This window comes from Arthrobacter sp. B1805 (genome assembly GCF_002929745.1).
In the GTDB taxonomy this organism is placed as follows: Bacteria; Actinomycetota; Actinomycetes; order Actinomycetales; family Micrococcaceae; genus Arthrobacter_D.
Map to the genome: position 1 here is coordinate 1 of NZ_PJIQ01000005.1, position 24,215 is coordinate 24,215.

At 67.3% G+C, this 24,215-nt stretch carries 20 protein-coding genes and 1 pseudogene; 7 read left to right on the forward strand and 14 right to left on the reverse strand.

The genetic code is table 11. The annotated features are described in order from the left end of the window. The 9 genes and pseudogenes from CXQ96_RS06880 to CXQ96_RS06920 all read right to left on the reverse strand — a co-directional run. A pseudogene (locus CXQ96_RS06880) lies at nucleotides 1–194 on the reverse strand (superoxide dismutase); the annotation flags it as partial. Between the two features lie 117 nt (nucleotides 195–311). Further along, nucleotides 312–1,292 carry a DNA-binding protein WhiA gene (gene whiA / locus CXQ96_RS06885; protein WP_104117315.1) on the reverse strand — a complete coding sequence of 327 codons (981 nt, stop codon included), beginning with the start codon at nucleotides 1,290–1,292 and terminating at the stop codon, nucleotides 312–314. A 10-nt stretch (nucleotides 1,293–1,302) separates the two neighbouring features. Further along, a complete protein-coding gene (gene yvcK, locus CXQ96_RS06890) occupies nucleotides 1,303–2,328 on the reverse strand; it encodes a uridine diphosphate-N-acetylglucosamine-binding protein YvcK (RefSeq protein ID WP_104117316.1) in 1,026 nt (341 codons plus the stop codon). After that, a complete protein-coding gene (gene rapZ / locus CXQ96_RS06895) occupies nucleotides 2,328–3,227 on the reverse strand; it encodes an RNase adapter RapZ (RefSeq protein ID WP_104117317.1) in 900 nt (299 codons plus the stop codon). Before rapZ ends, yvcK begins: the two co-directional genes overlap by 1 nt. A gap of 100 nt (nucleotides 3,228–3,327) precedes the next feature. Further along, nucleotides 3,328–5,370 (reverse strand): excinuclease ABC subunit UvrC, encoded by a 2,043-nt coding sequence (gene uvrC, locus CXQ96_RS06900; protein ID WP_104117318.1) that lies wholly within the window; start codon nucleotides 5,368–5,370, stop codon nucleotides 3,328–3,330. Between the two features lie 107 nt (nucleotides 5,371–5,477). Continuing rightward, nucleotides 5,478–6,146: a 1-acyl-sn-glycerol-3-phosphate acyltransferase gene (locus CXQ96_RS06905; protein WP_104117319.1), complete on the reverse strand. Its 669-nt coding sequence runs from the start codon at nucleotides 6,144–6,146 to the stop codon at nucleotides 5,478–5,480. Then, entirely contained in the window at nucleotides 6,133–6,789 is a 657-nt protein-coding gene (locus CXQ96_RS06910; RefSeq protein ID WP_258058952.1) for an HAD hydrolase-like protein, read from the reverse strand. Before CXQ96_RS06910 ends, CXQ96_RS06905 begins: the two co-directional genes overlap by 14 nt. Nucleotides 6,790–6,874: 85 nt before the next feature. Next, nucleotides 6,875–9,787, reverse strand: coding sequence for an excinuclease ABC subunit UvrA (gene uvrA, locus CXQ96_RS06915; RefSeq protein ID WP_104117321.1), 2,913 nt, complete (start codon nucleotides 9,785–9,787; stop codon nucleotides 6,875–6,877). Between the two features lie 85 nt (nucleotides 9,788–9,872). Continuing rightward, on the reverse strand, nucleotides 9,873–10,250 hold the full coding sequence (locus tag CXQ96_RS06920) for a GntR family transcriptional regulator (protein WP_104117322.1): 378 nt from the start codon (nucleotides 10,248–10,250) through the stop codon (nucleotides 9,873–9,875). Between the two features lie 151 nt (nucleotides 10,251–10,401). Here CXQ96_RS06920 and CXQ96_RS06925 point away from each other — a divergent pair, with 151 nt between their 5' ends. Continuing rightward, complete coding sequence (locus CXQ96_RS06925; protein WP_104117323.1) at nucleotides 10,402–11,040, forward strand: MBL fold metallo-hydrolase; 639 nt, start codon at nucleotides 10,402–10,404, stop codon at nucleotides 11,038–11,040. A gap of 37 nt (nucleotides 11,041–11,077) precedes the next feature. On the opposite strand, the gene CXQ96_RS06930 is transcribed toward CXQ96_RS06925, so the two are convergent. Beyond that, nucleotides 11,078–11,851 carry a trans-aconitate 2-methyltransferase gene (locus tag CXQ96_RS06930; RefSeq protein ID WP_104117324.1) on the reverse strand — a complete coding sequence of 258 codons (774 nt, stop codon included), beginning with the start codon at nucleotides 11,849–11,851 and terminating at the stop codon, nucleotides 11,078–11,080. Nucleotides 11,852–11,912: 61 nt separating this feature from the next. Here CXQ96_RS06930 and CXQ96_RS06935 point away from each other — a divergent pair, with 61 nt between their 5' ends. The 3 genes from CXQ96_RS06935 (at nucleotide 11,913) to CXQ96_RS06945 (ending at nucleotide 16,371) form a co-directional block, all read left to right on the forward strand. Then, nucleotides 11,913–14,456: an RNA helicase gene (locus CXQ96_RS06935; protein WP_104117325.1), complete on the forward strand. Its 2,544-nt coding sequence runs from the start codon at nucleotides 11,913–11,915 to the stop codon at nucleotides 14,454–14,456. A gap of 62 nt (nucleotides 14,457–14,518) precedes the next feature. Further along, nucleotides 14,519–14,995, forward strand: coding sequence for a GNAT family N-acetyltransferase (locus CXQ96_RS06940; RefSeq protein ID WP_104117326.1), 477 nt, complete (start codon nucleotides 14,519–14,521; stop codon nucleotides 14,993–14,995). A gap of 92 nt (nucleotides 14,996–15,087) precedes the next feature. Continuing rightward, nucleotides 15,088–16,371: an alpha/beta fold hydrolase gene (locus CXQ96_RS06945; protein WP_104117519.1), complete on the forward strand. Its 1,284-nt coding sequence runs from the start codon at nucleotides 15,088–15,090 to the stop codon at nucleotides 16,369–16,371. Between the two features lie 123 nt (nucleotides 16,372–16,494). Here the strand turns inward: CXQ96_RS06945 and CXQ96_RS06950 are convergent, their stop codons facing one another. The 3 genes from CXQ96_RS06950 to coaE form a co-directional block, all read right to left on the reverse strand. Then, the gene (locus CXQ96_RS06950; protein ID WP_104117327.1) at nucleotides 16,495–17,574 is read right to left on the reverse strand and encodes a TerC family protein; all 1,080 of its coding nucleotides are present in this window, start codon (nucleotides 17,572–17,574) and stop codon (nucleotides 16,495–16,497) included. A gap of 264 nt (nucleotides 17,575–17,838) precedes the next feature. After that, nucleotides 17,839–19,914 (reverse strand): excinuclease ABC subunit UvrB, encoded by a 2,076-nt coding sequence (gene uvrB / locus CXQ96_RS06955; protein WP_104117328.1) that lies wholly within the window; start codon nucleotides 19,912–19,914, stop codon nucleotides 17,839–17,841. Nucleotides 19,915–19,997: 83 nt separating this feature from the next. Continuing rightward, nucleotides 19,998–20,960, reverse strand: a complete 963-nt coding sequence (gene coaE / locus CXQ96_RS06960; RefSeq protein WP_104117329.1) for a dephospho-CoA kinase — start codon at nucleotides 20,958–20,960, stop codon at nucleotides 19,998–20,000. A 122-nt stretch (nucleotides 20,961–21,082) separates the two neighbouring features. On the opposite strand from coaE, the gene CXQ96_RS06965 reads away from it, so the two are divergent. After that, nucleotides 21,083–22,753 carry an ATP-dependent DNA helicase RecQ gene (locus CXQ96_RS06965; RefSeq protein WP_258058926.1) on the forward strand — a complete coding sequence of 557 codons (1,671 nt, stop codon included), beginning with the start codon at nucleotides 21,083–21,085 and terminating at the stop codon, nucleotides 22,751–22,753. Nucleotides 22,754–22,788: 35 nt separating this feature from the next. Here the strand turns inward: CXQ96_RS06965 and CXQ96_RS06970 are convergent, their stop codons facing one another. Further along, on the reverse strand, nucleotides 22,789–23,127 hold the full coding sequence (locus tag CXQ96_RS06970; RefSeq protein WP_104117330.1) for a hypothetical protein: 339 nt from the start codon (nucleotides 23,125–23,127) through the stop codon (nucleotides 22,789–22,791). Between the two features lie 243 nt (nucleotides 23,128–23,370). On the opposite strand from CXQ96_RS06970, the gene CXQ96_RS06975 reads away from it, so the two are divergent. Further along, nucleotides 23,371–23,751 carry a hypothetical protein gene (locus tag CXQ96_RS06975; protein ID WP_104117331.1) on the forward strand — a complete coding sequence of 127 codons (381 nt, stop codon included), beginning with the start codon at nucleotides 23,371–23,373 and terminating at the stop codon, nucleotides 23,749–23,751. A 9-nt stretch (nucleotides 23,752–23,760) separates the two neighbouring features. Beyond that, the gene (locus CXQ96_RS06980) at nucleotides 23,761–24,183 is read left to right on the forward strand and encodes a hypothetical protein (protein WP_104117332.1); all 423 of its coding nucleotides are present in this window, start codon (nucleotides 23,761–23,763) and stop codon (nucleotides 24,181–24,183) included. The last annotated feature ends 32 nt before the right edge of the window (nucleotides 24,184–24,215 follow it).

Consider the following 24,215-nt stretch of genomic DNA (forward strand, 5'->3'; position numbering starts at 1 on the left):
TCCTTGGAGAGCTTCGGGATGGTGCCGAACTGGCCTGTCGCGCGGGCTTCTGCCAGCTGCGCGAGGGCGTCGTTGGCACCCTTGACGTAGGTGGCCTGATGCTTGGAGTGGTGCAGCTCCATGATCCGGCCCGAGATGTGCGGCTCCAGGGCCGCGTAGTCATAGTCAAGATCCGGCAGTACGTATTCGCTCACGTAGTCCTCCATGTAGTGATCACAGCGCCCGCGCAGCCCGTAGCCCTTTCGGGGCCCGGACCGCAGGCGTCCCCGCTCGATCAGAAGCGGGCTTGTTGTTCCATCCTATGCACTCATTCACTCGTCGAGCATGTCCGGGGTCACATTCGCATCGGTTCCCGGGATGCCGATGTCCGACGCCCGCTTGTCGGCCATGGCCAGCAGCCGCCGGATCCGTCCGGCGATGGCGTCCTTGGTCATCACCGGGTCCGCGAGGCGGCCGAGTTCGTCGAGGCTCGCCTGTTTGTGGGCGACCCGCAGCTCCCCTGCGTAGCGCAGGTGCTCGGGCACCGTCTCGCCGAGGATCTCGAGCGCTCGTTCCACGCGTGCTCCGGCGGCGACTGCGGCCTGGGCCGACCGGCGGAGGTTCGCGTCGTCGAAGTTGGCGAGGCGGTTCGCCGTCGCGCGCACCTCCTTCCGCATGCGGCGTTCCTCCCACACCATCAGCGCGTCATGCGCACCCATGCGCGTCAGCAGTGCGGCGATGGTGTCGCCGTCCCGGATGACCACGCGATCGACTCCGCGGACCTCCCGCGCCTTCGCGGCGATGTCGAGCCGCCGGGCCGCCCCCACGAGCGCGAGCGCCGATTCCGGCCCGGGGCAGGTGACCTCGAGGGAGGATGAACGTCCCGGTTCGGTCAGCGAGCCATGTGCGAGGAAGGCTCCGCGCCAGACGGCCTCGGCGTCCGCCGTCGAACCGTTCACGACCGCCGAGGGCAGCCCGCGGACGGGACGGCCGCGACTGTCCAGCAGTCCGGTCTGGCGAGCCAGGGATTCGCCGTCACGCACGACGCGCACGACGTAGCGGTTGCCGCGCTTCAGGCCACCACCCGTGACGACGATGATCTCGCTGTTGTGGCCGTAGACCTCCGCGATGGCCGCGCGCAGGCGGCGCGCCGTCGACGCGAGGTCGACCTCCGCCTCGATCACGATCCTGCCGGAGATGATGTGGAGACCTCCGGCGAACCGCAGCAGCGCGGCCACCTCGGCCTTGCGGACCGAGGACTTCTTGACGTCGAGGTGGGAAAGCTCCTCTTTGACGTCGGCGGTCAGGGCCACAGATACACTCCTAGTTCTCCCCAAACATGTCGTTGTAGGACGTCGCCAGCCGCAGCGGATCATGCACGGGCTTACCGGTCGAAACCCCCACTGTACCGAAGACCGCGCGTCCGCCCATGCCCGCGACGGCGGTCTCGAACTCCGAACGGTCCCCGATGACGGCGGGGTCGGCGAGTACGACGTCGACCGTGAAGTCGGGCGCGTACCGCGAGATCACGTTGAGGTGGTCGACGGCGCTCATGCCATGGGTCTCCTTCGTGTCGTTGCTCAGGTTCATCGTGAGGCAGCGCTTGGCCGACGTACGGCACAGCGCACTGCGGAGCTCCGGAAGCAACAGGTGGGGTAGCACCGACGTGTACCAGGAGCCGGGCCCGAGGATCACCCAGTCCGCGAGCTCGATGGCTTCCAGGGCGTCCTGGCACGCGGGGGCGGCGGCGGGGAGCAGGCGCACATTGCTCACGTTGCCGGTCTCCGCCGCGACCGCGAGTTTCGCCTGCCCGGTGACCGTCCTGACGCGCAGTGAGCCCTGGACCTCGCTGAGCACGTCACCCTCGATCGTCAGGGGCACGCTGGCCATCGGGAGGACCCGGCCACGTGCTCCGAGCAGCGCACCCGCCCACTGCAGGCCGGCCACCGGATCACCGAGCAGTTCCCAGAGGGTGACGATCAGCAGGTTGCCCATCGCATGGTCGTCCAGCGAGCCCTCGATCCCCTCTCTGGACGTGAACCGGTGCTGCATCACGTCACGCCAGGTCCTGCCCCAATCGGTGTCGTCACACAGTGCGGCGAGAGCCATGCGGAGGTCTCCGGGAGGCAGCACCCCGAGCTCGTGGCGGAGCCGACCGGAGGAGCCGCCGTCGTCCGCGACTGTCACGACGGCCGTCAGCTCCTGCGTCAGGAGGCGCAGCGCGGACAGGGAGGCGGAGAGACCGTGCCCACCCCCGAGTGCCACGACGGACGGGGCAGCGCCCTGTCCCTCACCCCTCGTCCGGGCCGCCGGTGGGATGAGGGGCAACGGACCCGAGAAGAGGGCCACTACTCACGCCCGAGGTCGCGGTGGTGTGCGGCGACCTGCACTCCCGGCAGCTGGGCCAGCCGCTGCGCGATCTCCTCCGTCACCGCGACCGATCGGTGCTTTCCGCCCGTGCATCCCACCGCGATGGTGGCGTAGTGCTTGTTCTCCCGCCGGTAGCCGTCGAGGACAGGAACAAGGGCGTGCACGTAGCGGTCGATGAAGTCGCTCGCTCCCTGGGCACCCAGGACGTAGTCGCGCACCGGTGCGTCGAGTCCCGTCTGGGGCCGCAGGACGGGAACCCAGTGCGGATTGGGGATGAAACGGACGTCCGCCACGTAGTTGGCGTCCACCGGCAGCCCGTACTTGAACCCGAAGCTCATGACGTTGAGGCGGAGGACGATGGGGCCGGACTCGGAGAACAGCTCAGTGACGCTGGTCGCCAGGGCATGCACGTTGAGGTCGGAGGTGTCGATCACGACGTCGGACGATTGCTTCAGTTCCTTGAGCACCTCGCGTTCCGCTGCGATGCCGTCGAGGATGCGGCCGTCACCCTGCAGCGGATGCGGTCTGCGGCCCTGCTCGAAACGCCTCACGAGCACCGTGTCGTCCGCGTCGAGGAAGAGCACCCTGTAGTCGACGCCCGCGGCCCGGAGCCCGGCGAGGGAGGCCTTGATATCGCTGAAGAGCTCCTTGCCGCGCACGTCGATCACGACGGCAAGCTTCGGGATGGACTGTGGCGTCCGCGCCACGAGCTCGGTCAGCGTGGTGAGCATCTGCGGCGGCAGGTTCTCGACGACGTACCAGCCGTGGTCCTCGAGCGCGTTCGCGGCCGTGCTGCGCCCGGCACCCGACATGCCGGTCACCACCAGCAGCTCCGACTCGGTGGGCTTGACCGGAGTCAGGCTCGTGGCCTCAGTCATCGTGGTGCATCCGTTCCGGCTCGTCGGGGTGTCCCGGGTCTCCCGGGTGCCCTGGTGTGTGCGTCTCGACGGCGCGCCTGCGGCCGCGCCTTCAGCCTAGCTAATCTTCGATGATCTCGCCCGTGGTCATGTTCACGGCAGGGGCGGGTGCATCGGCGGATTCGACGGCGAGTGCGGCCCGGATGGTCTCGGCGAGGGCCGGACCCACCCCTGGAGCCTCGACGAGCTCCTCGACGGTGGCTGCACGGATCTTCTTGACGGAGCCGAACTGCTTGAGGAGGGCCTTGCGCCTGGCCGGACCCAGCCCTGGAATGTCGTCGAGCGCCGAGGCAGTCATCGACTTGCCGCGCTTCTGGCGGTGGAACGTGATCGCGAAGCGGTGCGCCTCGTCGCGGATCCGCTGCAGCATGAAGAGACCCTCGGAGGCCCTCGGCAGGATCACCGGGAACTCGCTGTCCTGCACCCACACCTCCTCGAGGCGCTTGGCCAGACCGATCACGAAGACATCGTCGATGCCGAGGTCCTCGAGCGCGCGGGCTGCGGCGGCCACCTGGGGCGGCCCGCCGTCGACGACGACCAGGTTCGGCGGGTAGGCGAACCGGTTGCGCGCGATAGCCGTCGTCGTGTCCTTCATCGGCTCCCCCTGCTCGTCCACGTCCGGGTGCTCGAGGACCGACGCCTCGTCATCGACGGGATCCACGTCGGGATCCGGCGCTGCGGCGTCGCGCTGCTCCCCCGACTTGCCGGCGAGGTAGTTGCGGAAGCGCCGGTAGATGACGTCGTACATGGAGGCGGTGTCGTCGCGCGCCGCGTCACCGGCGATGGAGAACTTCCGGTATTCGGACTTGCGCGGGAGGCCGTCCTCGACGACGACCATCGACGCCACGACATTGGTGCCCTGCACGTGCGAGATGTCGAAGCACTCGATGCGCATGAGGGGCTGCGGGAGGTCGAGCGCTTCCTGCAGCTCCTGGAGGGCGGCGGAGCGGGTCGTGATGTCGCCCGCACGGCGGCTCTTGTGGAGGCGGAGGGCGTCAGCGGCGTTCTGCTCCACGGTCCCGAGGAGCGTGGCCTTGTCACCCCGCTGCGGTACCCGCACATCGACCCTGGCGCCGCGCAGCCCCCGCAGCCACTCGAGCATCTGATCCTCGTTGCTGGGCATGACCGGGACGAGGACCTCGCGGGGAATCTGGTCGTTGCTGCTGCTGCCCTCGCCGTAGACCTGCTGGAGCAGGTGTTCCACGAGGTCCGCCGTGTCCATGTCCTCGACCTTCTCGACGACCCAGCCGCGCTGGCCGCGGATCCTGCCGCCGCGGACGTGGAAGACCTGGGCCGCGGCCTCGAGTTCGTCCTCCTTCAGCGCGAAGATGTCCGCGTCGGTGTCCTCGCTCAGCACGACGGTGTTGCGTTCGAACACCCGGCGGAGCGCGGCGATGTCGTCGCGCAGGCGCGCTGCGGACTCGTAGTCGAGCTCCGCGACCGCCTCGCCCATCTTCCTCTCGAGCCCGGAGATGAACTTCTTCGCCTCCCCGCCCATGAAGTCGCAGAAGTCGCTTGCGAGAGCTTTGTGGTCCTCAGGGCTGATACGACCGACGCACGGCGCGGAACACTTGTCGATGTAACCGAGCAGACACGGCCTCCCGGTCCGTTCGGCGCGCTTGAAGACGCCGGCGCTGCAGGTGCGGACGGGGAACACCCGGATCATGGTGTCGACCGTCTCGCGGATGGCCTTCGCGGGATAGAACGGGCCGAAGTAACGGGTGTCCTTCTTCTTGTCCCCACGCATGACCTGCACGCGCGGGTACTTCTCCCCCATCGTGACGGCCAGGTACGGGTAGGACTTGTCGTCACGGAACATGATGTTGAAGCGGGGATCGAATTCCTTGATCCACGTGTACTCGAGCTGGAGCGCTTCGAGTTCGCTTCCCACGACCGTCCACTCGACGCTCGCCGCGGTGAAGACCATGCTGCGTGTCTTGGCCAGCAGACCCTGGGGGTTCGCGAAGTACGAGTTCAGTCGGGACCGGAGGTTCTTGGCCTTGCCGACGTAGATGACCCGGCCGTGCTCGTCGCGGAAACGGTACACGCCGGGCTCGGTCGGGATCTCGCCTGTCTTCGGCCGGTATGTTACTGGGTTCGCCACACCTTCAATCCTAGGGCTGGGCAGTGACTCACCCTGACGCCCGAGTGGGTTTCCGCTCACCGCTGACGCAGCTTCCTGCCGGCTCGCGGACCGCCGTGCAGGGCGGCCTATTCGGCTGCAGGGCTCTGGTTGTAGTGCGGCACGCGCTCCTGGCGGGTCAGGGCAGCGATGCTGTCCATGATGGTGTCCGTGGCACTTCGGCGAGCGGGCAGCGGATGCCCGGGCCCCGTCTTCGCGAAGACGAGGGGCTCACCGATGCGCATCGTGAAGTGCTGCGGCCGGATGCCCTTCTTGCCCGCGGGTTGCAGGGCATCCGTTCCCACCAGTCCGACGGGCACCACGGGCGCACCTGTCGTCAGCGCGAGCCAGCCGACGCCTGTCCTCCCCCGGTACAGCCGACCGTCCCGCGACCGGGTGCCCTCCGGATAGATGCCGACGCCGTCACCCTGTTCCAGCAGATCGAGCAGCGTCTTCAGCGCCTGGACGCTCGCAGCCTGCTGGCCACGCTCCACGGGGATGGATCCGACGCCCTCGAAGAACGATCTCATGAGGGTGCCCTTCACCCCGGAGCCCGTGAAGTACTCCGCCTTTGCGAAGAACGCAACGGGACGAGGCATGAGTGCCTGTACCAGCACGCTGTCGAGGAAGGACAGGTGATTCGGCGCGACGATGAAGGGCCCGTCCACCGGCACGTTCTGCAGCCCTTCGACGGTGGGCCGGCAGAGACCGGCGATCAGGCCGCGCGTCGTGGTCCGCGTCAGGTCATAGACCCCCACGGAGCACCTCCAGCAGCTCATCCGCAGTGTGCACGACGGCGGTGGCTCCGGCGCGCTCCAGCTCGCCTGCGGCCGCGAACCCCCATCCGACACCGATGCACTCGAGGCCGTTCACGCGCGCACCCTCGACGTCGTGGTGCCGGTCGCCGACCATGATCGCTCGGTCGGTCGCCGCCCGGTGGTGCTCCAAGGCGGCGCGGATGATGGGTCCCTTTCCGCCGCCGGCTGCGGTCTCGTCGCGTGGGGAGCCGTGAACCGACGCGAAGAGGTGCCGGAGACCCTGCACCTCGAGCAGTTCCTCGGCGAGCCATTCGGGTTTCTGGGTAGCGACAGAGACCACGGCTCCGGCGTCCGCCAGGGCCTGCACGCACCGCGCGATACCCGGGTACGGACGACTCTGCGTCAGGCCCTCCGCGAGGTAGCCCGACCGGTAGGTCGTGACCACCTCGTTCACGCGCGACGACGGCACCCCGCCCAGCTTCGTCAATGATTCGAGCAGCGGTGGCCCGACCATCGCCTGCAACGATTCGTCATCGGGCACCGGGAAGCCGTGGCTCCGCAGCGCGGCGCTGATACCTCCGGTGATCGCTCCTGCGGGGTCGACGAGGGTCCCGTCGAGGTCGAAGAGTATCAGCGAATGCATATTTGCCACCGGGCAAGCTTGCCATAGCACCGGGAGGGCATGCATCACGCATGCCCTCCCGGTTATATTCGACGGGCGGCGGCAGCTAGACGGCAGCCTTCTCGAAGATTTCCCTGAGGAAGGTGCCGGTGTAGCTGCGCTCGTTCTTGGCCACCTGCTCCGGAGTGCCGGTCGCGATGATCCGCCCGCCGCCCGAACCGCCGTCCGGCCCCAGGTCGATGACCCAGTCCGCGCTCTTGATCACGTCGAGGTTGTGTTCGATGGTGATCACGGTGTTGCCCTTGTCCACGAGGCCCTGCAGGACCAGGAGGAGCTTGCGGATGTCCTCGAAGTGCAGACCCGTGGTCGGCTCGTCGAGTACGTAGATGCTGCGTCCGTTCGAACGCTTCTGCAGTTCGCTGGCGAGCTTCACGCGCTGCGCCTCGCCGCCCGAGAGGGTCGTAGCGGGCTGGCCGAGGCGCACATAGCCCAGGCCGACCTCCACGAGGGTGTTCAGGTGCCGGGCGATCGGGCTGAAGGCGGCGAAAAACTCGGCGCCCTCCTCGATCGGCATGTCGAGGACGTCGGCGATGGTCTTCCCCTTGTAGTGCACCTCGAGCGTCTCGCGGTTGTAGCGCGCGCCGTGGCACACCTCGCACGGGACGTAGACGTCGGGCAGGAAGTTCATCTCGATCTTCAGGGTCCCGTCGCCGGAACAGGCTTCACAGCGCCCGCCCTTGACGTTGAAGGAGAACCGGCCCGGCAGGTACCCGCGGACCTTCGCCTCGGTGGTCTCGGCAAAGAGCTTCCGGATGTTGTCGAACACACCCGTGTAGGTGGCCGGGTTCGACCGGGGCGTGCGGCCGATAGGGCTCTGGTCCACGTGGATGACCTTGTCCAGATGCTCGAGCCCGTCGATGCGCTTGTGCCGTCCGGCTACCTGCTTCGCGCCGTTGAGCTTGTTCGCCAGCACCTTGTACAGGATGTCGTTCACCAGGGTCGACTTGCCCGACCCGCTGACGCCGGTGACGGCGGTCATCACGCCGAGCGGGATCGTGGCATCGACGTTGGTCAGGTTGTGTTCGCGCGCGCCGACGACCTTGAGCTGGCGGGATCGGTCGATCTTGCGCCGCTTCGTCGGGATCTCGATCTTCCGCCGGCCGGAGAGGTAGTCGCCGGTCAGGGACTTCTCGTTGGTGAGGAGGTCCTCGAGGAGACCCGAATGCACCACCTCGCCGCCGTGCTCGCCGGCACCGGGTCCGATGTCGACAATCCAGTCGGCCTCGGCGATGGTGTCCTCGTCGTGCTCGACGACGATGAGCGTGTTGCCCAGGTTCCGCAGGCGCGTGAGGGTCTCGATGAGCCGCCGGTTGTCACGCTGGTGCAGGCCGATCGACGGCTCGTCGAGGACGTAGAGAACACCGACGAGGCCCGAGCCGATCTGCGTAGCGAGCCGGATGCGTTGCGCCTCTCCGCCGGACAGCGTTCCCGAGGCGCGCTCGAGGTTCAAGTACTCGAGCCCGACGTCGAGGAGGAAGGTCAGGCGCGCCTGGATCTCCTTGAGGACCTGGTTGGCGATCTGCGCCTCGCGACCGGTGAGCACGAGGTTGTCGAGGAACTCGGCGCAGTCGCGCATCGGCATCGCGGAAACCTCCGCGATGGAACGGCCGTTGATCAGCACCGACAGCGACGCCGGGTTGAGGCGCGCGCCGCCGCACGTGGGGCACGGGATCTCCCGCATGTACTCCTCGTAGCGGTCGCGCGCGTTGTCGGATTCCGTCTCCGCATGCTTGCGCTGGATGTACTGGATGGCACCCTCGAAGCCCGTGCTGTACTTCCGCTCGCGGCCGAACCGGTTCTTGTACTGCACGACCACCTTGTGGTCCTTGCCGTAGAGCGCCGCTTCCCGGGCACGGTCCGGCAGCTTGCGCCAGGGCGTGGTGATGTCGAAGTTCAGCTCGGAGGCGAGTCCCTCGAGCAGGCGGGTCCAGTACTCGAGCGTCGCCGTTCCGAGCGACCACGGCGCGATCGCGCCCTCGGCGAGGCTCAGGTCCGGGTTGGGAACCACGAGCTCCTCGTCGACCTCGAGCTTCGTGCCGATACCGGTGCAGGCCGGGCACGCACCGAAGGGATTGTTGAAGGAGAACGAGCGCGGCTCGATCTCGTCGATAGCCAGGGGATGCTCGTTGGGACACGCGAGGTGCTCGGAGAAGGCGTGCAGGCGCTTCGCGTCATCCTCCGGAAGGTCGACGAACTCGGCGAGGACGCGTCCGTCGGCGAGCTTGAGCGCGGTCTCGACGGAATCCGTGAGCCGCTGCCGGATGCCGCCCTTGACCACGAGGCGGTCGATGATGACCTCGATGGTGTGCTTGTACTGCTTGCCCAGCTTCGGGGGATCACTCAGCTGGACGAGCTTGCCGTCCACGCGGGCACGGGAATAGCCCTTGGCCGTGAGCTCCTGGAAGAGGTCCACGAACTCGCCCTTGCGCGCCCTGACCACCGGGGCGAGGACCTGGAACCGGGTACCCTCATCGAGTTCGAGCAGCTGGTCGACGATCTGCTGGGGAGTCTGCTTGGCAACGGGTTCGCCGCACACGGGGCAGTGGGGGCGGCCGACGCGCGCCCACAGGAGGCGCATGTAGTCGTAGATCTCGGTGATGGTACCGACGGTCGACCGCGGATTCTTGCTCGTCGACTTCTGGTCGATCGAGACGGCGGGTGAGAGACCCTCGATGAAGTCGACGTCGGGCTTGTCCACCTGCCCCAGGAACTGGCGGGCATAGGCGGAGAGCGACTCGACGTAGCGCCGCTGTCCCTCCGCGAAGATGGTGTCGAATGCGAGGGACGACTTGCCGGACCCGGACAGCCCGGTGAAGACGATCATGGCGTCCCGCGGGAGGTCGAGGTCGACGTTCCGCAGATTGTGTTCGCGTGCGCCCTTGACGATCAGCCGGGACAGGTCCTGGGGAGCGGGCTCCGGATTGCGGGCGTGCTGCTCAAGAGAATTTGCTATAGACACCAGACCACTGTAAGTGAAATGGCGTTCGAAGACATATTCGAATAGCGGCCCAGCCGCACCGTTCTGGCGCGCGCGCGGCTGCCGTTCACGCTCGGCGCAATGCCGCGCGCACTATCGCGACCGCGTCGCTCTCCGGAAGGCCGGTGGCAGCCACGACGGCGGCGAAGTCGGCAGCCGCGGCGGCGACCCGCAGACGGGCGTCGTCGCCCCCGGCGGTGATGATGGTTCCCGCTCTGCCCCTGGTCTCGACGGCACCGGCCTGCTCGAGTTCGCGGTAGGCGCGGGCCACGGTGTTGGCTGCGATACCGAGGTGTGCGGCCAAAGTCCGCACCGGCGGCAGCCGGGTGCCCGCGGCGGCCTTCCCCGAGTTCGCGGCGGCCAGGATCGACTGCTTGATCTGCTCGAACGGAGGAACGGAGCTCGTACCGTCGAGCCTCAGCCACCGCGGAACGTCCTGCTCCACGCCTCACCCCTCCCACGTCGTCGCACACCGGGCCGGGTGGTCCGGGTGTACCTGCACCCTACCGCCGTCCCGTTTTCCCGGGCGCCTGTGCCGGCGCGGGCTGTTGCAATCACGCGGCGTGCGGCACGGTCGCATTGCCTAGACTTGGCTCATGCATGACCTCAGCGAAGTCACCATCCGCAGTATCTCCGTGTCCGAGATGGACAACAACGTCTACGTGCTGACCTCCAAGTCGAGCGGTGCCCAGGTACTGATCGACGCCGCCGACGACGCCCCCGCGATCCTCTCGCTCCTCGCGGACGCTCAGGCGGACACCGATGCCGAGGCCCGCGTGGCGCTGATCGTCACGACGCACTCGCACTGGGACCACGTCCGGGCCCTCGCCGAGGTCAAGGACGTCACGAGGGCGCGCACCGCCGCCGGGGAGGACGACGTCGCGGACATCGAGGTTCCCACGGACGTCCCGCTGCGGCACCACGACGTCGGGTCCTTCGAGGGCTTCGAGCTCGAGGCGATCCACCTGCGCGGGCACACTCCGGGCTCCGTGGCGCTGCTCTACCGCGATCCGCACGGCCCGGCCCACCTCTTCACGGGCGATTCGCTGTTCCCCGGGGGCGTCGGCAACACGCAGGGCGATCCGGACCGCTTCGCGTCGCTCTACGACGACGTCGTGACCCGCGTCTTCGACTACCTACCGGACGACACCGTCGTCCACCCCGGTCACGGCAACGGGACCACGCTCGGAGCAGAACGCGGCTCCCTCGAGGAATGGAAGCAGCGCGGCTGGTAGGAGCACGGACGACGGCCAGGAGGGCCGGACGGGCCGTTCAGGCAGCCCGGTGCCCGACCGCGAAGATGCGGCGGAAGCCGAACACCGTGCCTATCGCCGTCCGGGGGTACGCGCGGCGCAGCATGTCCCCGTATCCGGCCTCGAACTCCTCCGCCTCCCCGGCTGACAGTACGTCCAGGATCGGACGCAACCCTGTACCGCGCACCCAGTCCAGCACGGCGTCCTCACCCTGGAGCACCTGCTGGTACGTCGTCTCCCAGACATCGGCGTCCAGACCGGCGGACAGCAGGATCCCGAGGTAGTCGGAGGGTTCGCCCACGGCATCGTCGTGACGCAGCACGCCCTGCAGGAGGGGCGCCCACCGGGCGCTCGCGGCATGCTCGCGCATCAGGGCGTGGGACGGGGCCGAGAAGTTGCCGGGAACCTGCAGCGCGAGCCATCCCCCCACCGGGAGCGCCTCCGCCCACGCGGCAATGAGTTCCTGATGTCCGGGGATCCACTGAAGGGCTGCGTTCGTCACGACGACGTCGTCGCCACCGGGCAGGTACTCCCGGAGGTCCTGCAGCTCGAACGTCAGGTTGGCGGGCGCCTGCCGCTGCCGGGCTGCGCCGATCATGTCGGCACTCGAATCGACGCCGACGACCGCGGCGTCCGGCCACCGCAGCGCGAGCGCCTCGGTCAATGCGCCGGTCCCGCACCCGAGGTCCACGACGCTCCGCGGCGACGGGTGGTCGATCCTCCCCACCAGGTCGAAGAACGGCCGGCCCCGAAGGCCAGCATGGCGGAGGTACGTTCCAGGGTCCCAGCGCATGATCCACCCTAACGCCGCCGGAGCGCGGCCGCGCCCCGGCCACCGGTAGGCTGAACGGACCATGAGGATTCAAGAGCACCTGCCCCGGCACGACGACGGCCGACTTCCAGCCGATGCCGTGTACGAAGCCTTCTCGGGCTGGGCGACGGCCCGTGGACTCGCGCTCTACCCCGCCCAGGACGAGGCGGCGATGGAGCTCGTGTCCGGCAACAACGTGATCCTGGCGACGCCCACCGGATCGGGCAAGTCCCTCGTCGCGATCGCAGCGCACCTGAAGTCCTTCGCCGAGGGCCGCACGAGCTACTACACCGCGCCGATCAAGGCCCTCGTGTCCGAGAAGTTCTTCGCGCTCTGCGACATCTTCGGGCCCGAGAACGTCGGCATGATCACCGGGGACTCCGGTGTGAACCAGGACGCACCGATCATCTGCTGCACCGCCGAGATCCTCGCGAACCTCGCCCTGCGCGAGGGCGCCCAAGCGGACGTCGACACCGTGGTGATGGACGAATTCCACTTCTATTCCGACCCGCAGCGGGGTTGGGCGTGGCAGGTCCCGTTGCTCGAACTGCCCCAGGCACAGTTCCTGCTGATGTCCGCGACCCTCGGCGACGTCACGCGCTTCGAGAAGGACCTCACGGACCGCACAGGACGTCCGACGGCGACCGTCACGTCCGTCGAACGCCCCATTCCGCTCCACTTCTACTACGTCGAGACGCCGGTGCAGGAATCCCTCGAGGAGTTGCTGTCCACCCGGCAGGCTCCTGTCTACGTGGTGCACTTCAGCCAGGCCGAGGCCATCGAGCGCGCCCAGAACCTGATGAGCGTCAACATCTGCACGCGCGAGGAGAAGGACCGTATCGCGGAGCTCATTGCGACGTTCCGGTTCTCGTCCGGGTTCGGCAAGACCCTCAACAGGCTGGTGCGTCACGGCATCGGCGTACACCACGCGGGCATGCTGCCGAAGTACAGGCGTCTGGTCGAGCAGCTCGCGCAGGCCGGTCTGCTGAAGGTCATCTGCGGTACCGACACTCTCGGGGTCGGGATCAATGTACCCATTCGCACAGTGCTCCTGACTGCCCTCAGCAAGTACGACGGCGTCCGCACCCGCCTGCTCAACTCCCGCGAGTTCCACCAGATCTCGGGCCGCGCGGGTCGTGCGGGCTACGACACCGCGGGCACTGTCGTCGTACAGGCCCCCGAGCACGTCGTGGAGAACGCCAAGGCCATGGCGAAGGCCGTGTCCAAGTTCGGCGACGACCAGAAGAAGCTGCGTCAGGTGGTGCGGAAGAAGCCCCAGCAGGGATTCGTCTCCTGGGGCAGGCCGACGTACGAACGGCTCGTCGAGAGCATCCCCGACCCCCTGACGTCGTCGTTCACCGTCAGCCACTCGATGCTCCTGAACCTCCTCGAGCGACCCGGCGATCCCTTAATGGCAGCGAAGCGGCTACTGACCGAGAACCACGAGACACGAGCCTCGCAGCTGCGCCTCATGCGCCGTGCGATCGGCATCTACCGCGAGCTCGTCGCGGCGGGGATCGTGGAGAAGCTGCCGGAACCGGAGCCGGACGGCCGGCAGGTCCGGCTCAAGGTGCATCTGCAGGCGAACTTCGCCCTCAATCAGCCGCTCTCGCCTTTCGCCCTGGCAAGCCTCGAGATCCTCGACCCCGAGGCTCCGGGCTACGCGCTCGACGTCGTGTCCGTCATCGAGGCCACGCTCGAGAAGCCACGCCAGGTCCTCAACGCGCAGGAGAAGAAGGCACGTGGCGAGGCCGTGGCGGCCATGAAGGCCGAGGGCATCGACTACGACGCCCGGATGGCCCGTCTCGAGGAGGTCACCTACCCGAAGCCGCTCGAGGAACTGCTGCAGCAGGCCTTCGACGTGTATCGAGCGTCCGCGCCATGGCTCGGCGACTTCGAACTCGCGCCCAAGTCCGTGGTGCGTGACATGTACGAGCGGGCGATGAGTTTCGGTGAGTACGTCGCGTTCTACGCACTGACCCGTTCCGAGGGCATCCTCCTGCGGTACCTCGCCGACTGCTACAAGGCGCTGCGTCACACCGTTCCGGTCGAGGCGCTCCGCGAGGACCTCAGCGACATCATGGAGTGGCTCGGCGAACTCGTGCGTCAGGTGGACAGCAGCCTCCTGGACGAGTGGACCCAGCTGGCGGCCGGAATACCACCGGGTGCAGCGGCGGACGCCGTCGACCTGCCGGAGGAGCCACCGTCGGTGACGTCCAACGAGCGGGCGTTCCGGGTCATGGTGCGCAACGAGATGTTCCAGCGCGTGAAGCTGTTCGCCGATGAGCAGGACGAGGCACTCGGTGCGCTCGACGCCGACTCGGGATGGACGGCGGACCGCTGGGCCGATGCCATGGACGGGTACTTCGGTGACTACGAGGACATCGACGACGGCCCCGAGGCGCGCGGCCCCGACCTGCTGCTGATCACCAAGGTGCCGGGAGCCTGGAAGGTGCGCCAGATCCTGAAGGACCCCGAGGGCAACGGCGACTGGGGTATCAACGCCGAGGTTGACCTCGCCGCCTCCGACGAGGCGGGCACTCCTGTGATCCGGATTCTCGGTGTCGGGGCGCCGGTCGCCGCCTGATTTCTCGAGTCGCTGCGCTGTCCGTCCCGTGGAGTCTGCAGACCCCTGACTAGGCTTGAGGCATGAACACTATTCGAGAAGCACGTCCCGCAGACGTACCGGTCATCCTCCAGCTCATCCATGATCTCGCGATCTACGAACACGAGCCGGACGCCGTGAAGAACACCGTCACCTCCCTGCAGGACGCGCTGTTCGGCGACCGGCCCACCATCTACGCGCACGTCGCCGAGGCACGGGGTCAGGTCCAGGGATTCGCCCTCTGGTTCCTCAACTACTCGACCTGGGAGGGCGTCAACGGCATCTATCTCGAGGACCTCTACGTCCGCCCGGAGGCGCGCGGAGCCGGCGTGGGCAAGGCGCTCCTCGCCAACCTCGCGAAGATCGCGACCACGCGCGGCTATGCCCGGGTCGAGTGGTCCGTGCTCAACTGGAACGAGCCATCGATCCGTTTCTACGAGAGCCTCGGCGCGCGCGCGCAGTCGGAGTGGAGCACCTTCAGGCTGACGGGTGATGCCCTCGCCGACGTAGCCGCCCTGTGAAGCCACCGGCGGCGCAGTCCGCGGACGAGACCCGAGCGGATCAGCATCGCGGCGGCGCGGCGGGTGACACGGACCCCTGCGAGGACCACATCATGGGCCGGACGGCGGTCATGCGCGGACTGCGCGCGACGGCGCACCGCTTCCGTGTGCCGCTGGACCATGCGGACCGCCACTCCCCCACGATCGAGGTGTTCGCCCGCGAGTACTCCTCCCTCGATCACAGCGACGACGACGTCGCAGCCCTCCCCTGGCTCCTGTTCCTCCAGGGCGGGCCGGGCGGGCGAGGCGTCCGCGCGACGCAGCTCTCCGGCTGGATGAAAGCGGCGGCGCGAGAGTTCCGCATCCTGATGCTCGACCAGCGGGGCACCGGTCTGTCGACGCCCGCCGATGCCGCGACGCTGGGCTCGCTGCCTTCGGCCGAGGCGCAGGCGGAGTACCTGACCCACTTCCGGGCGGATTCGATCGTGGCCGACGCAGAACTCATCCGGGAACGTCTCGGTATCGGCCGATGGACCGTCTTCGGTCAGAGCTACGGCGGCTTCTGCACACTCACCTACCTGTCGCTCGCGCCGCAGGGAATCGAGCGCGCACTGATCACAGGAGGGCTCGCGCCGCTGTCCGGGCGGCCGGACGAGGTCTACCGTGCGACGTTCGCCCGGGTCGAGGAACGCAACGACGAGTACTTCGCGATGTACCCGGAGGACCGTGAACTCGTCACCCGCATAGCCCGCCACCTGGACGGCGTCGAGGAATACCTACCCGGCGGGGAGCGGCTCACGGCGCGGCGGTTCCAGATGGTGGGTTCCTTCCTCGGCGGCAACACCAGGATCCACGGACTGCACTACCTGCTCGAGGACGCCTTCATCCGGACTGCCTACGGCCCCCGACTCTCAGCGGCGTTCCTCGAGCAGGTCCACGCGGTCGTCAGCAGGGCGTCGCAGCCGCTCTACGCCCTCCTGCACGAATCGATCTACTGCCAGGGCTTCGCCTCATCGTGGTCCGCGCAGCGTGTGCTCGGCGAGTACCCGCAGTTCCGCGAGGACGCCGGTCAGGTCCTGCTGACCGGCGAGATGGTCTACCCCTGGTACTTCGAGGAGGACCCCGCCCTGCGGCCCCTTCGGGCCGTCGCCGATATCCTCGCGGACAAGGACGACTGGGGCCCGCTCTACGACACCGATGTGCTGGTGACCAACACCGTTCCCGTTGCGGCCGCGGTCTACCGCCACGACATCTACGTGGACAGGGACCTGTCACTGACGACGACGGCGGCTGTTCGAAACCTCGAGGTATGGGAGACGGACGAGTTCCACCACGACGGCATCGCGGACGACGGCGAGGCGATCTTCGATCGCCTGCTCTCCATGACGCGCCGCTAGCGGCTCCTCAGCAGTCGCGCGGAGCACTCCAGAGACAGCCCCAGAGACAGAAGGACCCCGCACGATGTGCGGGGTCCTTCTGTCTCTCACGGCGAGGAAGGAACTCCTCGTCGGCGTCCACGACTAGTGACGCGGATCCTTCGCGCCTGCCTCGTCAGCAGCCTGGTCGAGCCCTTCGTCGACAGCGGAGGACGAGCCGTCAGTGGCCTTACCCGAGCGTGCCTCGGCCTGCTCGAGCGACCTGGACCGGATGAGGCTGGCGATGACGGCGACGACGATGGTCGCGATGATCACGGCGAGTGACACGAAGGTCGGGATCTCGGGAGCCCACCCGATGTGCTGGCCACCGTTGATGAAGGGCAGCTCGTTGACGTGCATCGCATGGAGGATGAGCTTCACGCCGATGAAGGCGAGGATGACGGAGAGGGCGTGCTTCAGGTAGATGAGGCGCGTCATCAGGCCGCCGAGCAGGAAGTACAGCTGGCGGAGTCCCATGAGGGCGAAGATGTTCGCGGTGAAGACGATGAAAGCGCTCTGGGTGAGGCCGAAGATCGCCGGGATGGAATCCACGGCGAAGAGCAGGTCGGTCAGGCCGATCGTCACGAAGACGATGAGCATCGGCGTGAAGACCTTCTTGCCGTCGACCACCGTGCGCACCTTGTTGCCGTCGTACGACTCGGACATCGGAAGCACCGAGCGGAGCTTCGAGATGAGCTTGTTGTCGCCCGCGTGTTCCTCGTCCTCGCCGGAGTCCGTGGCCTGCTTGTAGGCGGTGTACAGGAGGAAGGCGCCGAAGATGTAGAAGATCCAGCTGAAGTTCTCGATGACGGCGGCACCGAGTGCGATGAAGATCCCTCGCAGGATCAACGCGATGATGATGCCCACCATCAGCACCTCCTGCTGGTACTTCCTGGGTACCGAGAAGCGCGCCATGATGATGATGAAGACGAACAGGTTGTCGATACTCAGGCTGTACTCCGTGATCCAGCCTGCAACGAACTGCCCCCCGTATTCCGGTCCGGTGAAGGCGAACATCAGCGCCGCGAACACCAGCGCGAGGCCGACGTAGAACGCGACCCAGAGACCGGCTTCCTTCATCGAGGGCTCATGTGGCCGCTTGACCACGAGCAGCAGGTCGAACAGCAGGATGATCCCGAGCACGACGAACGTGCCGATCTCGAATGCGAGGGGTAATGCGGGCATGGAGTACCTTCCGAAGGGTGCCGAGAATTGCCGTAAGTCTCTCCGCCGCGGCTTCCAGCCGGCCGACCGCTATGTCCGGCAGGGCGACGATGCCCTGCGTGCTGACGTCCATAGCGCGTGGGATACTCCCCTACGTTCGGTCAATGGTACCCGGGCAGCACAGAAGCCGACGAATGTGCCTGACCGCTGGACACATTCGCCGGCTTCCTTGACCTTTCGGTCTGCTCCTCGCCCGGTCGGCGGCGAGGCGTGCTACCGCAACGGTCAGGCGTGCCCCGCGGACTGCATCTGCCGCAGTTCCTTCTTGAGGTCGCCGACCTCGTCGCGCAAGCGGGCTGCGAGCTCGAACTGCAGTTCGGCCGCTGCGGTGTGCATCTGGTCCGTGAGTTGCTGGATGAGGTCCGTCAGGTCCTCGGCGGGCACCGAGGCGAGCCCTTCGCGATGCCCCGCGCCCTTCTTCGGCTTCCGGCTCTTGCCGGCTTCCTCGAGAAGCGCACGCGTGTCGGCATCCTCCCGGTTGATGGTGTCCGTGATGTCAGCGATCCGCTTCCGCAGCGGCGTCGGATCAATCCCGTGCGCGAGGTTGTGGGCGACCTGGATGGCGCGACGCCGGTTCGTCTCGTCGATGGCACGCTCCATCGAATCGGTGATGCGGTCGGCGTACATGTGGACCTGCCCCGAGACGTTGCGGGCGGCACGGCCGATGGTCTGGATCAGCGACGTCGTGCTTCTCAGGAAGCCTTCCTTGTCCGCGTCCAAGATGCTGACCAGTGACACCTCGGGAAGATCGAGGCCCTCGCGGAGGAGGTTGATGCCGACGAGGACGTCGAACGTCCCCATGCGAAGCTCCCGCAGGAGCTCGACGCGGCGCAGCGTGTCCACGTCGGAGTGGAGGTACTCCACCTTGACGCCGTGTTCCAGGAGGTATCCCGTGAGGTCCTCGGCCATCCGCTTCGTGAGGGTGGTCACGAGTACCCGCTCGTTGACGGCGACGCGCTGGCGGATCTCCCCCAGCAGGTCGTCGATCTGTCCCTTCGTGGGCTTGACGACGATCTCCGGATCGACCAGACCGGTGGGCCGGATGATCTGCTGCACATAGCCGTCGGCCTTGCTGAGCTCGTACTTGCCCGGCGTTGCCGAGAGGTAGACCGTCTGGCCGATGCGCTCGAGGAACTCATCCCACTTCAGAGGCCGGTTGTCCATGGCGGAGGGGAGCCGGAACCCGTGGTCAACGAGCGTCCGCTTACGGGATGAGTCACCCTCGTACATCGCACCGATCTGCGGGATGGTCACGTGGGACTCGTCGACGACCAGCAGGAAGTCGTCCGGGAAGTAGTCGAGGAGGCAGTGCGGCGCGGAGGCCGGACCGCGCCCGTCGATGTGCCGCGAGTAGTTCTCGATGCCGTTGCAGAACCCCATCTGCTGCATCATCTCGAGGTCGTAGGTGACGCGCATACGCAGGCGCTGCGCCTCGACCAGCTTGTTCTGGGACTCGAGCTCGGCGAGCCGCTGCTGCAGCTCGTCCTCGATGTCCTTGATGGCTCGCGTCATGCGGTCCTGCCCCGCCACGTAGTGCGACGCCGGGAAGACGTACATCTCTTCTTCCTCACGGATCACGTTGCCCGTGAGGGGATCGAGGGTGTAGATGTTCTCCACCTCGTCCCCGAAGAACTCGATGCGGAGGGCGTGCTCCTCGTACATCGGGATGATCTCGACGGTGTCCCCGCGTACGCGGAACGTGCCACGGTGGAAGTCGATGTCATTGCGCGTGTACTGCATGCCGACGAACTGCCGGAGCAGCTCGTCCCTGTTCATCTGGTCACCGCGGCGCAGCGTGACCATCTTGTTGATGTACTCCTCCGGGGTCCCGAGACCGTAGATGCAGGAGACGGTGGCGACCACGATCACGTCGCGGCGCGTCAGGAGCGCGTTGGTGGCGGAGTGGCGCAGCCGCTCGACCTCCTCGTTGATGGAGGAGTCCTTCTCGATGAAGGTGTCCGTCTGGGGGACGTACGCCTCAGGCTGGTAGTAGTCGTAGTAGGAGACGAAGTACTCGACCGCGTTGTTGGGCAGCAGTTCCCGGAACTCATTGGCGAGCTGCGCCGCGAGTGTCTTGTTCTGCACCATGACCAGGGTGGGGCGCTGGACCTGCTCGATGAGCCACGCAGTCGTCGCGCTCTTGCCGGTACCGGTGGCGCCGAGCAGGACGACGTCCTTCTCCCCGGCGTTGATGCGTTCCGCCAGCTCCTTGATCGCCGTGGGCTGGTCACCCGCGGGCTGGTACTCGCTGATGACCTCGAACGGCGCCACGACACGCTTGATATCCTGCGCAAGACTCATGCGTTAAAGGTAGCCCGTGCCGGTGACACTTCTCCGCGGATTTGCTGGCGGCTGAAAGGCGCAGGCGGGCGCTCCTCCGGTCCTCAGTCCGCTGCGGAAGGAACGGCCACGAGCACCGTGACGTCGACCGCGGGATCGGCAGTCCTGTGGACGGCCCAGTCCCCCCGGTGGCCTTCGACAGCGTCGAGGACGCGCGGGAAACCTGCCGAGGTCACCGCCCTGCTCACGGTCACGACATCATCGGCTTCCCCCGGCATGACGCGGACCTCGGCTCGTGACGCGTCGTCGTCGCGCGGGCCGGCGGCGTCGTCACCGCCGAAGGACACACCGCTCGGAAGTGCTGCTGCGAGCTTGTACCGCACGCGGCGCCCGAGTCCGCTCGTACCCGCCAGGCCCGCCGCGTCCGTCGGGACACCGCGGCCGTGGGCAGGCCGGCCTGCGGCGAGGTTTGCCCGGAACGGCTCGATCCGCCCGCTCCACAGGGCATCCGTCGAGGCGAGGAGGTCGCCGAGTCGACGGTCGTTCGGAAGAACGGCGTCGGCTTCGCGCAGCCGCTGGTCGCGCGATGTCTGGGCCGCGACGCGCTGTTCGGCGTCAGGGCGCTCCATCCCCCGTTCGTGCACCATCCGCTCGATCCGCAGGGCATCGGGCGCATCCACGACGACGACGAGGTGGAAACGCGCTGCCTGACCCGTCTCGACCAGGAGCGGAATGTCCTCGACGACGACGGCATTCACGGGGGCCCGCTTGATGAGTTCCGCTGCGCCCCTCCTCACACGCGGGTGCACGATCGCGTTGAGGCGTTCGCGCGCGGCGGCGTCCGCGAAGACGAGTCGCCCGAGGGCAGGACGGTCGAGGGTTCCATCCGCTGCGAGGATCCCGGGACCGAAGGCTTCCATGATCTCGGCGAGACCGTCCGTTCCGGGCGCGACCACTGCGCGCGCCAGCAGGTCCGAATCCACGACGACGGCGCCGAGCTCCCCGAACCGACGCGCGACCACCGACTTCCCGGCAGCGATGCCCCCTGTGAGTCCTATGCGCAGCATGGAGCCAGACTAGTCCGATGCTCCGCTGCGACGTGTCAAGCAGCGGCTGTAGTGCGCTTGCTCCGCCTGATCGTCGTCACCCTTGAATACGCTAAGGGAACTTACCTTTCTCGAGGAGCACTGTGACCATAACCCTGCAGGACCTTCAGGACACCGCCGCTGCGACCTTCGGCTGGAGCGATCTGCGTGACGGTCAGGAGCGCGCCATGACATCGGTCCTGGAGGGCCGCAGCGTCCTGTGTGTCATGCCGACGGGCTCGGGCAAATCCGCGATCTACCAGGTTCCGGCCATGGCGCTACCCGGCGTCGCCGTCGTCATCTCGCCCCTGATCGCACTGCAGCACGACCAGGCGGAGTCCATCAACGAGAGCGCCGGTACCACCCGCGCCTACGTCATCAACTCCGGCATGAGGAAGAGCGAACTCGATGCCGCATGGGAGGCCTCGGCCGACGCGGACCAGACGAAGCGCGCGAAGTTCCTGTTCCTCGCCCCCGAACAGGTTGTGCGCGATGACGTCGCTGCACGGCTCCATGCGCTCGACGTCTCGCTCCTCGTCGTCGACGAGGCACATTGCGTCTCCTCCTGGGGGCACGACTTCCGGCCCGACTATCTTCAGCTCGGCCATCTCGTCAGGGACCTCGCCGTGCCGGTCGTCGCTCTCACGGCCACCGCGTCCAAACCCGTGCAGAAGGAGATCGTCGAGCGGCTGCACCTGTCGGATCCGGTTGTCATCGTCGAGGGTTTCGACCGCCCGAACCTCTCCCTCGATGTCGTCCATCATGTAGAGGGCGCGGACAAGGAGATCGCCGTCCGGGACCAGGTGCTCGACCTGGCCGGCCCGGGCCTCGTCTACGTCGCAACGAAGAAGGCGGCGGACACCCTCGCTGCTTCCCTGCAGGAGCGGGGGCGCAACGTTGACGTTTACCACGCCGGACGCCGGAAGAAGGAGCGCGAAGCCGTCCATGAGGGTTTCCTGGCGGGCAGTATCGACGTCGTCGTCGCCACGACCGCATTCGGGATGGGCATCGACAAGCCCGATGTGCGATTCGTCGTCCACGCGGACGTCGCCGATTCCCTCGACAGCTATTACCAGGAGATCGGCCGGGGCGGGCGCGACGGACTCGAGTCCCGGGCCGTCCTGCACTACCGACCGGAGGACCTCTCACTCAGGCGATTCTTCGCCGCGAAGTCCGCCAATCGCAAGCAGCTGAGCGAGCTGTTCGCCCTCCTGTCCGCCCAGGACAAGCCGATCAAGATGAAGAAGCTGAAAGAGCTCTCCGGTCTGTCGCCCCGGAACCTGACAGGACTCCTGAACCTCCTCGAAGCAGCCGGAGCCGTCAGCGACGGCGCGAAAGGTTACCGCGCCAGGAAGATGTCCGCGGAAGAAGCGGCCAACAGGGCGGTCGAGCAGGCAGAGAACCGCGAGAAGATCGACCAGTCCCGCGTGGAGATGGCGCGACGGTACGCCGAGACGCGAGGATGCCGCCGCCAGTTCCTGCTCGCATACTTCGGCGAGGAACTCCCCGAGCCCTGCGGGAACTGTGACAACTGCGCCCGTGAGGACACCGCGGGCGTGGATCCGCAGGCGGAGGACCGGCAACCGGAGCTGCCTGCGGACCTTCCGTTCGCGGTCGATGCCGGGGTCGAGCACCCGGAGTGGGGCCGGGGCACCGTCATGGGATACGAGGACGGAATCATCACGGTCCTGTTCGACACCGTGGGCTACAAGACGCTGTCGCTGGAGCTGATCGAGGAAAAAAACCTGCTCGCAGCTGTGCCGTCCGCTGATTGACGCGGACGGCACAGCCGGGTCGGGCCCGGGTGGAACTAGCGGGGCTGGGCGGGGTTGGTGGGGTCGCCCTGCGACGGAGGATTGATCGGCGGACCGGAGGTAGCCGGACTGACCGGTGAACCGCCGGCAGTGCTGCCGACCTCCGGCAGCGAGCCAGCCGCCCCGTCCGCGAGTTCCGCACCGCCCTGCACCGCCTCCAGACGCTGCTGCAGGACGAGTTTCACCGGCAGACGGTCGCCGTGGCCCTCCTCGTAGTCCAGGAGTGCCCTCAAACCGCCCTCGTCGAGACCCGTGATGCGGGTCGGCAGCGTGCCGAGCGGAATGTGGTCGTAGTCGGGCAGTGGCAGTTCGCCACGTCCTGGCGATCCGGTCATGTCAACTCCTAGCTTATTCAAAGTGTGCTTAGTAATCACACCCTAGGCAGGCCGGAGTCCGGCGAGCAACAGTGTCTTGACCTTGGAGGAGGGGTGGCAGCCGCGTGCGCCATCGCTACACCCTCCGGCCGGAGAGTTATACAGCCCGGAGCCGGCCGCCGCGCGTGTGTATCCTGATACTTTGATTCCGATGCACCCCCTGAATTCGACCCCGCTGCCGAGGCTGTGACCGTGACTTCACCGATGGAAGAGCTGACTTTCATCTTCGCCCAACTCAAAGGGCTCATGCTCACCGAAGTGAACGCCGGTCTGGCGGTGGAGGATCTCGCCGAAGCGGTGAAGAAGTCCGTTCCCGGATCGCTGGGGGCCGGCGTATCCCTCATCGACGATCAGGGGCGCAAGCGCAGCACCGGATACACCGACGACGTCGTAGCGGCAGCAGACGCGCTGCAGTACGAGCTCGGACAAGGCCCGTGCCTCACCGCGTGGGCCGCGGAGACGACCGTACAGGTCGACGACGACAGCGCCCTGCGGCGACTCCTGTCCGAGGCCTCGACCACGAAGAACGATCTGCGAGCCGTCGCCCTCCTTGTGATCGACGGCGCCACCGGTAGCTCGCGCTGAGGCCCAGCCGTGGAGAACCTTCCGAATCACGAGTATCAGCGGATCCACCTCCTCCGAGCCATCTGCCACGCCAAGATCGAGTCGAGTGAACTCTGGCTGCATTATTTCGGTCTCGGGGGCGACGCCGGCGAGTACGAGGTGGAAGCGTACCTCCATGGATCATTCACGCTCCCGCCGCTGCAGCGCGATCTCCTGGCTCAGGCGGCGAACGAACTCATCGACAGGATCCCACCACCGCCGCGGGCGCCCTACAGCACGGACCCGGAGGGCACCGGGACAACGCGTGAACCAGGCGGGCAGGTCGAAGAAGCGGCTCCGGACGGTGCTGGTTCCGCGCTGACATGGCTGTTCGACCACCGGCCCGCGAGCGAGTCCGGTGGTTCGGGCACCGACAGCGACGGCGCCAGCCCGCCGCACCCCACCGACTCGTGACGGTGCGTGACGACGGAACCGGGACTGCCAGG

Coding starts and splice junctions, on each gene's coding strand:
- coaE (WP_104117329.1), bottom strand. CDS start 20,960: ATGCTGCGCATAGGACTCACAGGGGGCATCGCTGCCGGGAAGTCGGTG.
- CXQ96_RS06910 (WP_258058952.1), bottom strand. CDS start 6,789: ATGCATTCGCTGATACTCTTCGACCTCGACGGGACCCTCGTCGACCCC.
- CXQ96_RS06970 (WP_104117330.1), bottom strand. CDS start 23,127: ATGACCGGATCGCCAGGACGTGGCGAACTGCCACTGCCCGACTACGAC.
- CXQ96_RS06935 (WP_104117325.1), top strand. CDS start 11,913: ATGAGGATTCAAGAGCACCTGCCCCGGCACGACGACGGCCGACTTCCA.
- CXQ96_RS06930 (WP_104117324.1), bottom strand. CDS start 11,851: ATGCGCTGGGACCCTGGAACGTACCTCCGCCATGCTGGCCTTCGGGGC.
- rapZ (WP_104117317.1), bottom strand. CDS start 3,227: ATGACTGAGGCCACGAGCCTGACTCCGGTCAAGCCCACCGAGTCGGAG.
- CXQ96_RS06945 (WP_104117519.1), top strand. CDS start 15,088: ATGGGCCGGACGGCGGTCATGCGCGGACTGCGCGCGACGGCGCACCGC.
- uvrB (WP_104117328.1), bottom strand. CDS start 19,914: ATGAGTCTTGCGCAGGATATCAAGCGTGTCGTGGCGCCGTTCGAGGTC.
- CXQ96_RS06975 (WP_104117331.1), top strand. CDS start 23,371: ATGGAAGAGCTGACTTTCATCTTCGCCCAACTCAAAGGGCTCATGCTC.
- CXQ96_RS06925 (WP_104117323.1), top strand. CDS start 10,402: ATGCATGACCTCAGCGAAGTCACCATCCGCAGTATCTCCGTGTCCGAG.
- CXQ96_RS06940 (WP_104117326.1), top strand. CDS start 14,519: ATGAACACTATTCGAGAAGCACGTCCCGCAGACGTACCGGTCATCCTC.
- CXQ96_RS06950 (WP_104117327.1), bottom strand. CDS start 17,574: ATGCCCGCATTACCCCTCGCATTCGAGATCGGCACGTTCGTCGTGCTC.